We start from the raw sequence: 15,034 nt of genomic DNA, 5'->3' as shown, positions 1-15,034 counted from the left end.
CGCCCCCCGGGCCCCCCTCTGCCTCGTGGTCCCCCCCCCCCCCCCGGGGGGGGGGGGGGGGGCCCGCGGCCCCCGCGCCTCCCGTCTGTCTGGTGGTCGCCTTCAGGACGCCGGTTCAGGCGATCCGCTTGAACGCCTTGTCCACGTAGCGGTCGACCGTCGCACGCGCTTCGCGCGCGTACCGGTCGATGGCCGCGGTGCGCTCCGGGTCCGGTGCGTACTCCCGGCCGACCCGGGCGGTCGCGGCAGCGAGGACGCCGTCCGTGAGCTGCGGGTTCAGGGGCAGGATCGGGCCTTGCGTGTGCGTGCCGAACGACGTGCCCACGATCGCACCCTCCACCGGCGAGCCTGCCTGGTTGCCGCCGCCGGAGACGACCTCGGCGAAGGGCTCGACGCCGGCACCGAGGTCGATGCGGGTGGCGTGGTCCTCGAAGCCCGCGAGACGCGTCGGCGCTCCGGGCAGCAGCGGGTACCGGGTGTCGAGCACGAAGTAGTTCACCCGGCGCTCGGCACCGCGGACTGCCCGCGCATCGAACACGCCGAAGCCCGCGACCGGCGCACCCTCGGTGGGGACGACCTCGTTCGTCGCGAGGTCGAAGCCCCCGCCGACGGCGAGGACCGGCACGCCTGCCGTGGCCAGGTCGCGGAGCGCCGCCCCGACCCGCGTGACGTCGGTACCGAGCGAGCGCATGGCGCTCAGCGGACCGTTGCCGACGACGACGACGTCCGCCGTTGTGGGCAGCGGGTCGCCGGGTGCGTACTCGACGACCTCGGTCGCGATGCTGGCGGCCTCGGCGCGCCGGACGAGGGCCGCGACGTTGCCGCGGTCGCCCGAGACGCCCATCTGACGCGGGTAGACGTGCAGGATGGTCAGCCGTTCGGCCGTCATGCGGTCTTCTCCATGTCCCCGTGGCCCAGGGCCTTGCGGGCGATCATCATGATCTCGTAGTTGACGATGAAGTTCTTCGTACCCGACGTCGTCGACCCGAGCTGCTCCATGTGCCGGATCGCGGCCTCGACGTCCGGCTCGACCCGGCCGATGCGGACACCGGCGTGCTCGAGCGCGATCGCGATCTGCCAGGCCTTGTCACCGGACACGACGTCGACGTGGTCGAGCTTCGAGAAGTCGATGTCGTAGATCCAGGAGATGTCCGGCGTGCCCTCGTCGATCGCCATGAGGACCTGCTCCGGGTGCGCCGGCAGGGCATCGAGGTTGAGCTGGAGACTCGCGGCGTTCTTGAACATCGTGAACTCGGCGGACTCGCCCGCGATCGGCAGCCGCTCGCCACGGCCGTACGCCGGCTTCATGGTGCCGAAGGCCCTGGTCACGGCCTCGGGCCGGAACTGCGTCCCGAGCGCCGCACTCGCGGTCGCCGTGGCCGCGGCCGCATCGACCGCGTAGTGCAGGCCGCGCGCCGGGAGACGGACGGGGATGTCGGTGCCGCCGAACCGGATCGTCGCGCCGTCGCCGGTGTTCACGACGACCTCGGACTCGGCCGCGTTCGGCTCGCCGCCGGTGCGGTCGAAGTCGTCGGCGTTCTGCAGCCCGTTCGGCGCAGCGGCCACGACCTCGGCGCTCGCGCCGAATCGGAGCACGCGCTGCCCGGCACGGGCTGCGTAGGCGTCGAGGAACTGGTCGTCGCGGTTGGTGATCACGTTCGCCGACGACAGCGCCGCCGTGTCGAGCATCATCGCGGCGACGCGCTCGGTCTCGAAGAACCGGTAGAGCTGGTCGACCTGCACGTTGAGCATCGTCACCGTCGACGGCGACAGGATGCCGGCGAGCTCGACCGCGAAGGCCTCGTCGACCTCGAGGATGCCGATGTCCGCCTTGAGCTTGCCGGTCAGCGACACCTCGGAGAGCAACGCGGACGCGATGCCCTGCGGCAGGTTCGCGCCGGACGGGTTCGTGAAGACACGGAGACCGTGCGCCCGGACGATGTCCGAGATCATGTGCGTGGTCGTCGACTTGCCGTTGGAGCCCAGCACGAAGACGACACCGTTCGGGAACTGCTTCGTCACGTGCTGCAGGAAGTCCGGCACGAGCTTGAGGACGATGTAGCCCGGGTAGGCGGACCCGCCGCCCCGCGCTCGTGCGAGGGCGCGGAGGATCCGCCCGACCAGGATCGGGATGAGGAAGCGCATCGGCCTACTCGAGGTAGTCGCGGAGCGACTGCGACCGGGACGGGTGGCGGAGCTTCGCCATCGTCTTCGACTCGATCTGGCGGATGCGCTCGCGCGTCACGCCGAACGTGTCACCGATCTGGTCGAGGGTCTTCGGCTGGCCGTCACCGAGGCCGAAGCGCATGCGGATCACGCCCGCCTCGCGCTCGGACAGGGAGTCGAGCAGGCTCTCGAGCTGTTTCTGCAGCATCGTGAAGCCCACCGCGTCGGCCGGCACGACCGCCTCGGTGTCCTCGATCAGGTCGCCGAACTCCGAGTCGCCGTCCTCACCCAGCGGGGTGTGGAGCGAGATCGGCTCGCGACCGTACTTCTGCACCTCGACGACCTTCTCCGGGGTCATGTCGAGCTCGCGGGCGAGTTCTTCCGGAGTGGGCTCGCGGCCGAGGTCCTGCAGCATCTGCCGCTGGACGCGCGCCAGCTTGTTGATGACCTCGACCATGTGCACCGGGATGCGGATGGTGCGTGCCTGGTCCGCCATGGCACGGGTGATCGCCTGGCGGATCCACCACGTGGCGTACGTCGAGAACTTGAAGCCCTTGGTGTAGTCGAACTTCTCGACCGCGCGGATCAGACCGAGGTTGCCCTCCTGGATGAGGTCCAGGAACTGCATGCCGCGGCCGGTGTAGCGCTTCGCGAGCGAGACGACCAGGCGGAGGTTCGCGCCGAGCAGGTGCGACTTCGCACGCTGGCCGTCGCGGGCGACCCAGCGGAGCTCGCGCTCCTCGGGCTTCGACAGACCGGTCGAGTGCTGCAGCTTGTCCTCGGCGAACAGGCCGGCCTCGATGCGCATCGCGAGCTCGACCTCCTGCTCGGCGTTGAGGAGCGCGACCTTGCCGATCTGCTTCAGGTAGTCCTTGACGGGGTCGGCGGTGGCACCCGTGATCGTCGTCGAGTAGACCGGGGCCTCGTCGTCGTCGGACTGCGAGATGACGAGCGCGCCGGCGGCGACCGCAGCGGCGGCGTCGGGCTTGGCGGCCTTGTCCTCCGTGTCGCCCTCCGTCTCCTCGGCGTCGGTGTCGTCGGTGACGTCGACGGCCTCGTCCGGGGCGTCGGTGACCTCGTCCTCGTCCTCGTCGTCGTCCGCCTGCTTCTTGGCGCGGGTGGACGCCTTCTTCGGCGCGGCCTTGGCGGCGGGCTTCTTGGCGGTGGTCTTGGTGGCGCGCTTCTTCGGCGCTGCCTTCCCCTCGGCCGCGTCGGCGTCGTCCGCCGCGACGGCCTCTGGCTCGGTGTCCTTCGTGGGATCGATCGTCGTGCTCCGGGCAGCCATGCGATCACCTCTCTCGTCGTGCCACGTTCGTGGGGTCGTGGCCTTCCCTCGCCGCCCAGGGCCGGACGCCGCAGTCCCCCGCGTCGTCGGTCCTACCGTTCCGGGCAGCATGAGGACCCATGTCAAGTCCCCCGACTTCCGCGGCGCGACGAGGCGACGTGGGAATGAGGGGCCCGAACGGGTCCGTCCTCCATTATTGCACGGCCTTCTTCCGCAGGCGCGCAACCAGTGCAACCCAGAGCGGACCCACCCGTATTCCGTCCTGCGCGTGCATCTCGCGGCGGGTCCGGCGTCGGGCCAGCAGCAGCATCACGACACCGAACCCGACGACCACGTACTGCACGGTCATGGCGATCCGGAAGCTCTCCCACGCGAACACGCTGCGTCCGGTCGCGCCGGACACGGCGTCGAGCACGGTGCCGATCAGGAACATCATCACGAAGGCCGCCAGGAACCCGCCGACGTTGACGACCCCGTTCGCCGACCCGAGCGACCCCACCGGGTTGAAGCTCCGGGCGAAGTCGAACCCGATGAGCGAACCGGGTCCGCCGACGCCCATCGCGAGGACGAGCAGCACGAGCAGCCAGGTGGGCGGTTGCCCCGGCCACAGGAGCACGGCGGTCCAGACCACGCCGAGGGCGAGGACGATGCCGAGCACCAGGTTCGACCGCCGCAGCGGGAACCGGGCACACAGCACGCCGAGCACCGGCCCGGCGACGAACCCCGTGACGACGATGACGGTGAGGAACCCCGCGGCCTCGGACGGCGTGTAGCCGAGCCCGCGGAGCATCGGGACCCCCCAGAGCAGGGAGAACACGGTGCCGGACGACTGCGTGACGTAGTGGGACCAGAACCCGAGCTGCGTGCCGGGTCGTCGGAGCGCGTGACCGAAGGTGTGGAACGCTCCCCGCCACGAGTGCGGGAGCGGCAGCGGGATCGTGTCGGTGCGCACCGCGACCGGGCCGTTCCGGACGAAGACCACGGCGAGCACGAGGCCGACCAGGCTCGCGGCGGCGGCGACCCCGAAGGCCGGCGTCCAACCGGCGGTGTGCAGGAGCACGGCGAACGGGAAGGCCGACAGGACCTGTCCGACCTGACCGAGGTTGCCCGTCCACTGCGAGATCTGCGGCAGGATCCGCCCCGTGAACCACATCGGCACCAGCCGGATCACCGAGATGAACGTCATCGCGTCCCCCGCACCGACGAGCACCCGTCCCGCGATCGCCGGCCCGATGCTCGGCGAGAAGGCGACCACGGCCTGCCCGACCACCAGGAGCGCGGCGCCGAGGAGCACCAGTCTGCGCGGCCCGACGCGGTCGAGCGCGATCCCGACCGGGATCTGCAGACCCGCGTAGACGGCGATCTGCACGACGGCGAGCGTCGACAGGACCGCGGCGGAGACCGCGAAGCGGTCCTGCGCGTCGACCCCGGAGACACCGAGCGACGAGCGCTGCACCACGGCGAGGACGTAGGCGAGCACCGCGACGCCCCAGACGACGAAGGCACGGCGGGAGTTCACCCGTCCAGGCTAGCGACGCGCGCCCCGCGCCCCGCGCACGCTGTGGAGGACGGGAGGCGCGGTACGGGCCGCGCAGGAGCCTCCCGGCCGGAGCCGGAGCCGGAGCCGGGGCCGCAGCGGGAGCCGCGTCAGTCGGCGGGGCCGTCCCCGTCCGGTCGGCGGTCGGCGAGGAAGCGCTCGAGCTCCGCCGCGATCGCGTCGGCGGTCGGGACCTCGCCGTCGACGCCGGTCAGCGGCGACGCGACGGGGTTGCCCTCCATGTAGGTGTCGTGCCGTTCCTCGAGCACGCCGACCAGCCGCTGCAGCTCGGGGTTGCCCGCGACCTGCTCGTCGACGCGGGTGCGGAACTCGCGGTCCGACTCGCGGAGGGCGTCGGTGGGGAAGATCAGGCCGGTCGCGGCGGAGATGCTCGACAGGGCCGTCACCGCGGCATCGGGGAACTCGGTGTCACCGAGGTAGTGCGGCACGAGGAGCACGAGTCCGGTGACCTGCTGACCGAGCTGCGTCAGGCGGTGCTCGACGAGGTGCAGGACGTTCGCCGGGGCCTGGGTCTCCGGCTTCCAGACGCTCAGCTGCTCGACCAGGTCCGCACGGGTGCCGGAGACGGTGAGGCTGATCGCCCGCGTGTGCGGGACGGGCATCGGGATCGACTGCACCCACGTCGTGTCCGCGACCTGCAGGCGCTCGGCGAGCCCCGTGACCGCGTCGACGAACCGGTTCCACTGGAAGTCCGGCTCGTACCCGGTGAGGAAGAGGAACGGCTGCCCGAGCTCGTCGCGCACCAGGTGCAGGGCGAGGCGGGGCGGCTCGACCGCCGTGATGTGGTCGTGCTCGAACGTGATGACGGGGCGACGGGCACGCCAGTCGAGCAGCACGTCCGGGTCGAACTCGGCGACGAGCTCGTGGTCGAGGCCGTCCAGGATCGACGAGGTGACCTGTGCCACGGCGGAGCCGGCGTCCACGAACCCGGTCAGGCCCGCGACGAGGTGCAGCCCGGCCGGCACGGTCGGAGCGGTGTCGGCGACGGTGTACAGGTCCTCGGGGTGGTTCACCGTCCCCATGCTAGGCGGGACCGCCGTCCCACCAGCTGCGCCGACCCGACGCTCTCGGCGAACACCTGCTGGCTAGGCTTGGCCCATGGTCCGACCGACGCTCTCCACCACCACCTCGACCCCCTCCGACGTCGACGCCGACGTCCTCGTGCTCGGTGTCCGCCCCGGCACCGACGGCGCCGCCCCCACGATCGCGCCGAGCGCCGCCGGCACCCTCGAGGTGCTCGCCGACCTCGACCTCGGCTCCATCGGTGTCACCGGAGCCAAGGACCAGCTCGTCCGTCTGCCCGGCACCGGCGTCGCCGCGGCCGGGATCGCGCTCGTCGGCCTCGGCGCGACGGTCGACGCCGCCGCCGTCCGCGCCGCAGCGGGCAGCGCGGTCCGACAGCTCCCGCAGGTGTCGTCCATCGCCCTCGCGCTCCCGACCGACTCCGCCGAACTCGTCGACGCGGCCCTCGAGGGTGCCGCGCTCGGCGCCTACGCCTTCACCCGCCACAAGGGCACCGGCACCACCGGCCCGACCCGCGGGGACCAGCGCATCGAGGTCGTCGCGCCCGCGGACACCGCCGCCGACGCCACCGTCCGACCGGCGATCGTCGCCGACGCCGCCGCACTCGTCCGCGACCTGGTCAACACGGCCGCCGGTGACCTCGGTCCCGCAGACGTCGCGGACGTCGCCGTCGCGCAGGCCGAGGGGCTGCCGATCACCGTCGAGGTCCTCGACGAGCACCAGCTCGAGGAGCAGGGCTTCGGCGGCATCGTGGGTGTCGGACGGGGCTCGGAGCGCCCGCCGCGCCTGGTCGTCGTCCGGTACGAGCCGTCGTCGGCCGGCAAGCACCTCGCCCTCGTCGGCAAGGGCATCACCTTCGACTCCGGCGGCCTCTCGCTCAAGCCGGCCGCGTCGATGCTCGGCATGAAGACCGACATGACCGGCGCCGCCACCGTCCTGGCCGCGACGATCGCCGCGGCACGCCTCGGGCTCGACACGAAGGTCACCGCCTGGCTCTGCCTCGCGGAGAACATGCCGTCCGGCTCCGCCACGCGTCCGGGCGACGTGCTCACGCTCAAGAACGGCAAGACCGTCGAGGTGACGAACACCGACGCCGAGGGCCGCCTGGTCCTCGGGGACGGCATGGCCGCGGCGTCGCTCGAGCAGCCCGACGCGATCGTCGACGTCGCGACGCTGACCGGCGCGCAGGTCGTCGCCCTCGGCGACCGCACGACCGGCCTCATGGGCAGCGACGACCTGGTCGCACGGGTCCGGGCGGTCGCGGACTCCGTCGCCGAGCCGATCTGGCCGATGCCGCTGCCCGAGGAGCTCGACGCGCGACTCGCGAGCGACGTCGCCGACATGGTCAACGCCACCGTCGGCAACCCGGCGGGCGGCATGCTCCTGGCGGGCAAGTTCCTCGAGCGCTTCGTCGGCGAGGGCATCCCGTGGGCGCACCTCGACATCGCCGGCCCGTCCGAGCACAAGGGCGGCGGCTACGGGTGGCTCGGCAAGGGCGCCACGGGCGTCATGGTCCGGACGCTCGTCGGGCTCGCAGAAGAGCTCCAGTCCAGGTAGTAGGTTGGTGTCCGGCGGGCTGCGCACCGACGCGCGTCCGCCGGAACCAGCGGGACGGGACCGGAACCATGCGGTCCGACCGTCGGGCGCCGCCGCCGCGGTGTCCAGTGGGGTCCGACCAGGACCCCGACACGCACGAGGGAGTTGCACCAGGTGACGGAACAGACTTACGACGTCGTGGTCCTCGGTGGCGGCAGTGGTGGCTACGCCGCTGCGCTCCGGGCCGCTGAGCTCGGCATGAGCGTCGCGCTCATCGAGGGAGACAAGCTCGGGGGCACGTGCCTGCACCGCGGCTGCATCCCGACCAAGGCGCTGCTGCACGCCGCCGAGGTCGCCGACGCCACCCGCGACGCGGAGAAGTACGGCGTCATAGCCGAGTTCGCCGGTGTCGAGGTGCCGAAGGTCATCGACTACCAGCAGGGCGTCATCAACTCGAAGTACAAGGGCCTGCAGGGCCTGGTCAAGGCCCGCGGCATCACCGTCGTCGAGGGCTGGGGCCGCCTCACCTCGCAGAACACCGTGCAGGTCGGCGACCAGACCGTCACCGGCAAGAACGTCGTGCTCGCCACCGGTTCGTACTCGAAGTCCCTCCCGGGCCTCGAGATCGGCGGCCGCGTGATCACGTCCGAGACCGCGCTGAAGATGGACTACGTGCCGAACAAGGTCGTCATCCTCGGTGGCGGCGTCATCGGTGTCGAGTTCGCCAGCGTCTGGAAGTCGTTCGGCGCCGAGGTCACCATCGTCGAGGGCCTGCCCCACCTCATCCCTGCCGAGGACGAGTCGATGTCGAAGCAGCTCGAGCGCGCGTTCCGCAAGCGCGGCATCGAGTTCTCGCTCGGCGTCCGGTTCGACCACGTCGACCAGCACGAGAACGGCGTCGTCGTCACCCTCGAGGACGGCAAGACCTACGAGGGCGACGTCCTGCTCGTCGCGGTCGGTCGTGGCCCCCTCACCCAGAACATGGGCTTCGAGGAGGTCGGCGTCGCGATGGACCGCGGCTTCGTCACCACGAACGAGCGTCTCGCCACCAACCTGCCGAACGTCTACGCCGTCGGCGACATCGTCCCCGGCCTGCAGCTCGCCCACCGTGGCTTCCAGCAGGGCATCTTCGTCGCCGAGGAGATCGCGGGCCTGAACCCCGTCGTCATCTCCGACACGAACATCCCGAAGGTCACCTACTCCGACCCCGAGGTCGCCTCGGTCGGGCTCTCCCAGGCCAAGGCCGAGGAGCAGTACGGCAAGGACAAGGTCGACTTCTACGAGTACAACCTCGCGGGCAACGGCCGCAGCCACATCATCGGCACCTCGGGTGCCGTCAAGGTCGTCCGGGTCGTCGACGGTCCGGTCGTCGGTGTCTCGATGATCGGCGCGCGCGTCGGCGAGCTCATCGGTGAGGCCCAGCTCGCGGTGAACTGGGAAGCACACCCGGAGGACGTCGCCCCGCTCGTCCACGCCCACCCCACGCAGAACGAGGCACTGGGCGAGGCCTTCCTCCACCTCGCGGGCAAGCCGCTGCACGCGCTGTGACGACCCCGTCCACCGTGCGCACCGAGACAATGACAACCACCACCACAGCAACCCGCGAACAGGAGCCCACCCGATGAGCGAATCCGTCAACCTCCCGGCGCTCGGCGAGAGCGTCACCGAGGGCACGGTCACCCGATGGCTGAAGAACGTCGGTGACCGGGTCGAGGTCGACGAGCCGCTGCTCGAGGTCTCGACCGACAAGGTCGACACCGAGATCCCGTCGCCCGTCGCCGGCGTCGTCGAGGAGATCCTCGTCCAGGAGGACGAGACGGTCGAGGTCGGCACCGCGCTGGTGAAGATCGGCGACGGCTCCGGCTCCGGTTCGTCCGACGACCAGGGCGACCAGGGCGCGGACGAGGCCGCGGCCGACGCCACCGAGCCCGAGACCGCCCCGAGCACCGAGCAGCCCGAGGAGCAGGAGGCTCCCGAGCCGCAGCAGGCCGACCCGGCCCCGGGCGGTCAGACGCAGCCCGCAGCCCCGCAGGCGCCCTCCGCTCCCCCGGTCCCCCAGGCGGCTCCGGTCCCGCCGCCCGCCGCCGTGCCGGCGGCCGTCCCCGCGCCCGCTGCAGCCCCGGCGCCCGCAGCAGCCCCGGCTCCCGCGGCTGCTCCGGCACCGGCCTCGTCCGGCGCGAACGCCTCGGCCTCGGTGCCGAACCCGAGCCAGGACGCGTCGGCCTCCGGCTACGTCACCCCGCTCGTCCGCAAGCTCGCCAACGAGCAGGGCGTGGACCTGTCCACGGTCTCCGGCACCGGTGTCGGAGGACGCATCCGCAAGGAGGACGTGCTCGCGGCCGCCGAGCAGGCCAAGTCCGCCAGCGCGCCGGCTCAGGCCGCCGCTCCGGCCGGTCCGTTCGTGGCCGAGACCTCGCCGCTCCGCGGCACGCGCGAGAAGATGTCGCGTCTGCGCAAGGTCGTGGCGGAGCGTGCGGTCCAGTCGATGACCTCCACCGCGCAGCTCACCAGTGTCGTCGAGGTCGACGTGACCAAGGTCGCGCAGTTCCGCGACGCCAACAAGGCCGCGTTCCTCGAGAAGACCGGCTCGAAGCTCAGCTTCATGCCGTTCTTCGCCCTGGCGGCGTCCGAGGCGCTCAAGGCCCACCCGAAGATCAACTCCACGGTCGAGGGTGACGAGATCGTCTACCCGGACCACGAGAACGTCGCCATCGCGGTGGACACCGAGCGCGGCCTGCTCACCCCGGTGATCAAGGACGCGTCGGCGCTGTCGCTGGCTGACTTCTCGAAGTCGATCGCCGATCTGGCCGAGCGCACGCGCAACAACCAGCTCAAGCCGGACGAGCTCGCCGGCGGCACGTTCACGCTGACCAACACCGGTTCGCGTGGCGCGCTGTTCGACACGCCCGTCGTGTTCCTGCCGCAGTCGGCGATCCTCGGCACCGGCATCGTGACGAAGCGTCCGGCCGTCGTGAAGGTCGACGGGCAGGAGGCGATCGCGATCCGCTCGTTCGTCTACCTCGCACTGTCGTACGACCACCGGATCATCGACGGCGCCGATGCGTCGCGCTACCTCGTCGCGGTCAAGAACCGGCTCGAGGAGGGCAACTTCGGCCCGAACCTCGGCTACTGACCCGACGGTCCGATCCACACCGGACGGCCCCGGCCCCGCACAGGGACCGGGGCCGTCCGGCGTCTGCGGGCGCCACTGTTCACCGGACGCCGAGGGCGGCCGACACGAGACCGCCGGCGACGACCACGCCGACGACCGCGTGCCGGACCGGGAGTCGCCGGGTCCGGCCGAGGGGGATGCCGTGCTCGAGCACCTCGCGGACGATCCGCACCACCAGCGCGCCGAGGTCACCGGCCGCCGAGGGCGTGACAGCGGGTCCGAGTGCGGCGTCGAGGGACGCCGCCGTCGAGCGGGCGAGCCGAACGGGTCGGGGCGGAGCGGCCGCGAGCACCAGCGCGAGCGCCTCGGACACGAGGGCGGCGTCTCCGTCGCGGGCAGCGTCGAGGGCAGGGTCCACCGTGTTGCGAGCGGGCGCCCTGGCGTCGACACGATCCCAGACCGCGCGAGCGGCGAGGACGAGCTGCCGCGCTCCGTCCGGGTCGGACGGTGCCGTCGGTACCTCGGGCACCACCCCGCCCGCGTCGGCACAGATCGGTGCTCCGCCGGCAGGCCGATCGGCGACGATCACGGCGCCCGCGTCGTCCACACCGACCCCGTCGGTCGGCACCGCTCCGAGCTCGAGCGCTCCCTGCCGGGCCGAGGCCGCGAGTTGGAGCAGTGGGACGGTGAGCGTGACCGCCACCCCCTCGGTCGGGACACCGAGCCCGTCGAGGGTCTCGTCGAGCGTCCGGGTCGTCGGCCGGAGCACCTCGACCGCGAGGTGACCCGAGGGACACCTGCCGACCTGCACCACCGGGACCAGGTGGGGGCCGCACCCGGCGGCGCGGTCCGCTGCCCAGCGCTCGAACGCGGGCGGTTCCCACGAACCGCACCACCGGTCGCGGCGTTCCGTCGTCGTCATGGCGCCAGCGTGGCGGAGGCGAGCCGGGCCTCCAGGCCGACCCTGGCCTCCTGTGGACAGCCGCGTTCGCCCACAGCCTGAGCACGGACGGTCCTCGAGGGATGGTCGAGGCCGTATCCTGGTCGCATGGCACGCACTCCCCAAGCAACGACGGCGAAGGAGCCGGGTCGTCTCAAGCAGATGTACCAGGTCTTCACGATGACCCGTCGGGCCGACCCGAAGTCCGTCTGGTGGTTCCTGCTGGCGTTCGTCGGCCCCGTCGTCCTGGGTGTCCTGCTCGCCCTGCTCCTGCCCGGTCAGAACTGGCTGGCGATCACGCTGTGGATCCTCGCCGGCGTGCTGCTCGGCGTCCTGCTGTTCCTCATCGTCCTCGGTCGTCTGGCCGAGCGCGCCGCCTACTCGCAGATCGCCGGGCAGCCCGGCGCTGTCGGTGCGGTCCTGTCGAACTCGCTGCGTCGGCAGTGGCGGTCCAGTGAGATGCCCGTCGCCGTGCACGGCCGGTCGCAGGCTGCCGTCTACCGCGCGGTGGGCACCCCGGGTGTCGTCCTCATCACCGAGGGCCAGCGGGGCAACCTCAAGCGCCAGGTCGACGAGGAGCGCCGCAAGGTCCAGCGCATCGTCCCGAACGTCCCCGTCCACGTGGTGCACGTCGACGACGACAGCGACGGCGTGACGCTGCACAAGCTCCCCCGTGCGATGAACAAGTACAAGAAGGCGCTGAACCGCAACGAGGTCCTGGCCGTCGCGAACCGGCTCGACTCGCTCACGCAGAGCCCGGCCTCGGCGATCCCGAAGGGCATGGACCCGATGCGGGCGCGTGCCGGCCGGCCGCGCTGATCCGACCGCTCCCGCTCGCAACGACGACGCCCCCGACCGTGCCAGGTCGGGGGCGTCGTCGTGTGCGGGCCTGCGTGCGGGCGGGCGCGGGTGCGGGTGCGGGCGCGGGCGGCGCGCGGTGTTTCCCGGTCGGTGGAGCAGGAAACGTCGAGTGGTCACTCCGTTGACGACGTCTTCTGCTCCATGAACGGCGAGGCGCGGCAGCGCGGCAGCGGGCACCGGGCACCGGGCACCCATCGAGCCCCGCGGGTCAGCGTCGGACGAGCACCGTTCCCGCGATCCGGTCGTGCGCCCCGCGGCTGTCGCGGTCGATGATGAGCGCGGGCACGACCAGGCAGAGCAGCACGGTCCGGACCACCGGCCGCCAGATCCCGACGTAGCCACCGCGGATCGGCACGACACGCAGCCCGACGCAGACGTGGCCGAACGAGCCCGACAGTGTGCAGATGAACAGGACCTGGAGCACCGCGAAGATCGCGAGCTGGATCCAGGTGTGGGTGATGTCCCCGGACCCGGCGACGGGCGACCAGACCCCGGTGACGAACGCGACGAGGTCCGCCAGCAGGCCGTCGATGAGCAGACCGACGATGCGACGTCCGATGCGCCCGACACTCCGCGGCCCCTCTTCCGGCAGCCCGAGGTCCTTGCCCGGCCACCCGTCCGGGTGTTCACCGCCGGGCTGTGCGGAGGGCGCGGAGGGCGGGGTGGTGCGGCGAGCCATGGTCCAAGGGTAGGTGACCCCGCCGACGTAACACGCACGAAACAATGCAGTCATGTCCGGGAAACTCGGTGTCTCTAGCCTCGTCGGAGGGTGCACCTGCGGCACCTCCGACATCACCTACCCCCCAGGAGATCGACACACATGTTCAGCGATTCCTCCGAGGTGCTCGCCTTCATCAAGGACACGGACGTCAAGTTCCTCGACATCCGCTTCACGGACCTGCCCGGTGTCCAGCAGCACTTCAACATCCCGGCGTCGACGGTCGACGAGGACTTCTTCTCCGTCGGGCAGCTCTTCGACGGCTCCTCGATCCGCGGCTTCGCGTCGATCCACGAGTCGGACATGCAGCTCATCCCCGACGTGACGACGGCCTACATCGACCAGTTCCGCGCCGAGCGCACGCTGATCATGATCTTCGACATCTACAACCCGCGGAACGGCGAGATCTACGGCCGCGACCCGCGCCAGGTCGCCAAGAAGGCGGAGAAGTACCTCGCCTCGACCGGCATCGCGGACACGGCGTTCTTCGCCCCCGAGGCCGAGTTCTACATCTTCGACGACGTGCGCTACTCGGTCACCCAGAACAAGTCGTTCTACTCGGTCGACTCGGAGGAGGGCGCCTGGAACACCGGTCGCGAGGAAGAGGGCGGCAACCTCGCCAACAAGACCCCCTACAAGGGCGGCTACTTCCCGGTCTCCCCCGTCGACAAGACGGCGGACCTCCGCGACGACATCACCCTCAAGCTGATCGAGGCGGGCTTCGAGCTGGAGCGCTCGCACCACGAGGTGGGCACCGGCGGCCAGCAGGAGATCAACTACAAGTTCGACACGATGGTCCACGCCGCGGACGACATCCTGAAGTTCAAGTACATCGTCAAGAACACGGCCGACCAGTGGGGCAAGGTCGCCACGTTCATGCCGAAGCCGCTCTTCGGTGACAACGGTTCGGGCATGCACACCCACCAGTCGCTGTGGTCCGACGGCAAGCCGCTGTTCTACGACGAGAACGGCTACGGCGGGCTCTCCGACGTCGCCCGTTGGTACATCGGCGGCATCCTGAAGCACGCGCCGGCGCTGCTCGCCTTCACCAACCCGTCGATCAACTCGTACCACCGCCTGGTCAAGGGCTTCGAGGCGCCGGTCAACCTGGTCTACTCGGCCGGCAACCGCTCCGCGGCGATCCGCATCCCGATCACCGGGACCAACCCGAAGGCGAAGCGCATCGAGTTCCGCGCGCCGGACGCCTCGGGCAACCCGTACCTCGCCTTCGCCGCGCAGCTCATGGCGGGCCTCGACGGCATCCAGAACCGCATCGAGCCGCACGAGCCGGTCGACAAGGACCTCTACGAGCTCCCCCCGGAGGAGGCCAAGGGCATCCCTCAGGTGCCGGGCTCCCTCGACGAGGCACTCGAGGCGCTCGAGGCGGACCACGAGTTCCTCACGAAGGGCAACGTCTTCACCGAGGACCTCATCCAGACCTGGATCGACTACAAGCGCGAGAACGAGATCCTCCCGCTGGCCCAGCGCCCGCACCCGTTCGAGTACGAGCTGTACTTCGGCGTCTGATCTCCGGCGTTCGTCGTCGAAGGGCCCCGCACCGTCTCCGGTGCGGGGCCCTTCCGCGTGCACGGGCGTCGCGTCGAGCGGGAGCAGTGTGCGGGAGCGACAGACCAGTACGGGAGGTCGGCCGCGCTCGATCGCTGCCGCGGAGTACTCCGCGGCGCGGCTGACGACGCGGCGCCGACCGACGAGGCAGCGCCGGCTGACGACGCGGCGCCGACCGACGAGGCAGCGCCGGCCGACGAGGCGGCGCCGGCCGACAGCGGAGGTGACGGCCTGGAGGCCCGGTGCCAGCCCGGCGGACCGGCACCGGG

The 15,034-nt window shown here is 71.3% G+C and carries 12 protein-coding genes; 5 read left to right on the top strand and 7 right to left on the bottom strand.

Annotated features, from left to right (window positions below; all coding sequences use genetic code 11):
• Positions 1 to 115 precede the first annotated feature (115 nt).
• The 5 genes from QUG93_RS08325 to QUG93_RS08305 form a co-directional block, all read right to left on the bottom strand.
• Positions 116 to 889: a type 1 glutamine amidotransferase gene (locus QUG93_RS08325; RefSeq protein WP_289473454.1), complete on the bottom strand. Its 774-nt coding sequence runs from the start codon at positions 887 to 889 to the stop codon at positions 116 to 118.
• Entirely contained in the window at positions 886 to 2,145 is a 1,260-nt protein-coding gene (locus tag QUG93_RS08320; RefSeq protein ID WP_289473453.1) for a MurT ligase domain-containing protein, read from the bottom strand. Before QUG93_RS08320 ends, QUG93_RS08325 begins: the two co-directional genes overlap by 4 nt.
• Positions 2,146 to 2,149: 4 nt before the next feature.
• Positions 2,150 to 3,451: an RNA polymerase sigma factor gene (locus QUG93_RS08315; protein ID WP_289473452.1), complete on the bottom strand. Its 1,302-nt coding sequence runs from the start codon at positions 3,449 to 3,451 to the stop codon at positions 2,150 to 2,152.
• Between the two features lie 193 nt (positions 3,452 to 3,644).
• Complete coding sequence (locus QUG93_RS08310; protein WP_289473451.1) at positions 3,645 to 4,970, bottom strand: MFS transporter; 1,326 nt, start codon at positions 4,968 to 4,970, stop codon at positions 3,645 to 3,647.
• 128 nt (positions 4,971 to 5,098) lie between these two features.
• Positions 5,099 to 6,031 (bottom strand): proteasome assembly chaperone family protein, encoded by a 933-nt coding sequence (locus QUG93_RS08305; protein ID WP_289473450.1) that lies wholly within the window; start codon positions 6,029 to 6,031, stop codon positions 5,099 to 5,101.
• Between the two features lie 76 nt (positions 6,032 to 6,107).
• On the opposite strand from QUG93_RS08305, the gene QUG93_RS08300 reads away from it, so the two are divergent.
• The 3 genes from QUG93_RS08300 to sucB all read left to right on the top strand — a co-directional run bounded on the left by QUG93_RS08300 (position 6,108) and on the right by sucB (position 10,701).
• Complete coding sequence (locus tag QUG93_RS08300; RefSeq protein ID WP_289473449.1) at positions 6,108 to 7,589, top strand: leucyl aminopeptidase; 1,482 nt, start codon at positions 6,108 to 6,110, stop codon at positions 7,587 to 7,589.
• Between the two features lie 153 nt (positions 7,590 to 7,742).
• Complete coding sequence (gene lpdA, locus QUG93_RS08295) at positions 7,743 to 9,116, top strand: dihydrolipoyl dehydrogenase (protein WP_289473448.1); 1,374 nt, start codon at positions 7,743 to 7,745, stop codon at positions 9,114 to 9,116.
• A 73-nt stretch (positions 9,117 to 9,189) separates the two neighbouring features.
• Positions 9,190 to 10,701, top strand: a complete 1,512-nt coding sequence (gene sucB / locus QUG93_RS08290) for a 2-oxoglutarate dehydrogenase, E2 component, dihydrolipoamide succinyltransferase (RefSeq protein ID WP_289473447.1) — start codon at positions 9,190 to 9,192, stop codon at positions 10,699 to 10,701.
• Between the two features lie 79 nt (positions 10,702 to 10,780).
• Here the strand turns inward: sucB and QUG93_RS08285 are convergent, their stop codons facing one another.
• A complete protein-coding gene (locus tag QUG93_RS08285; RefSeq protein ID WP_289473446.1) occupies positions 10,781 to 11,602 on the bottom strand; it encodes a hypothetical protein in 822 nt (273 codons plus the stop codon).
• Positions 11,603 to 11,728: 126 nt separating this feature from the next.
• Here QUG93_RS08285 and QUG93_RS08280 point away from each other — a divergent pair, with 126 nt between their 5' ends.
• Positions 11,729 to 12,439 (top strand): DUF4191 family protein, encoded by a 711-nt coding sequence (locus QUG93_RS08280; RefSeq protein ID WP_289473445.1) that lies wholly within the window; start codon positions 11,729 to 11,731, stop codon positions 12,437 to 12,439.
• 250 nt (positions 12,440 to 12,689) lie between these two features.
• On the opposite strand, the gene QUG93_RS08275 is transcribed toward QUG93_RS08280, so the two are convergent.
• Positions 12,690 to 13,160, bottom strand: a complete 471-nt coding sequence (locus tag QUG93_RS08275) for an RDD family protein (protein ID WP_289473444.1) — start codon at positions 13,158 to 13,160, stop codon at positions 12,690 to 12,692.
• 141 nt (positions 13,161 to 13,301) lie between these two features.
• On the opposite strand from QUG93_RS08275, the gene glnA reads away from it, so the two are divergent.
• Positions 13,302 to 14,726, top strand: a complete 1,425-nt coding sequence (glnA, locus tag QUG93_RS08270; protein WP_111225920.1) for a type I glutamate--ammonia ligase — start codon at positions 13,302 to 13,304, stop codon at positions 14,724 to 14,726.
• Positions 14,727 to 15,034 lie beyond the last annotated feature (308 nt).

Source organism: Curtobacterium caseinilyticum, from assembly GCF_030363035.1.
GTDB lineage: Bacteria > Actinomycetota > Actinomycetes > Actinomycetales > Microbacteriaceae > Curtobacterium > Curtobacterium caseinilyticum.
This window is presented reverse-complemented; position numbering and strand designations above follow the sequence as displayed.

Bases quoted from the DNA above. Each gene is read 5' to 3' on its own strand.
- QUG93_RS08320 (WP_289473453.1), bottom strand. From the start codon at position 2,145: ATGCGCTTCCTCATCCCGATCCTGGTCGGGCGGATCCTCCGCGCCCTC.
- QUG93_RS08280 (WP_289473445.1), top strand. From the start codon at position 11,729: ATGGCACGCACTCCCCAAGCAACGACGGCGAAGGAGCCGGGTCGTCTC.
- sucB (WP_289473447.1), top strand. From the start codon at position 9,190: ATGAGCGAATCCGTCAACCTCCCGGCGCTCGGCGAGAGCGTCACCGAG.
- QUG93_RS08305 (WP_289473450.1), bottom strand. From the start codon at position 6,031: ATGGGGACGGTGAACCACCCCGAGGACCTGTACACCGTCGCCGACACC.
- glnA (WP_111225920.1), top strand. From the start codon at position 13,302: ATGTTCAGCGATTCCTCCGAGGTGCTCGCCTTCATCAAGGACACGGAC.
- QUG93_RS08325 (WP_289473454.1), bottom strand. From the start codon at position 889: ATGACGGCCGAACGGCTGACCATCCTGCACGTCTACCCGCGTCAGATG.
- QUG93_RS08315 (WP_289473452.1), bottom strand. From the start codon at position 3,451: ATGGCTGCCCGGAGCACGACGATCGATCCCACGAAGGACACCGAGCCA.
- QUG93_RS08275 (WP_289473444.1), bottom strand. From the start codon at position 13,160: ATGGCTCGCCGCACCACCCCGCCCTCCGCGCCCTCCGCACAGCCCGGC.
- QUG93_RS08300 (WP_289473449.1), top strand. From the start codon at position 6,108: ATGGTCCGACCGACGCTCTCCACCACCACCTCGACCCCCTCCGACGTC.
- QUG93_RS08285 (WP_289473446.1), bottom strand. From the start codon at position 11,602: ATGACGACGACGGAACGCCGCGACCGGTGGTGCGGTTCGTGGGAACCG.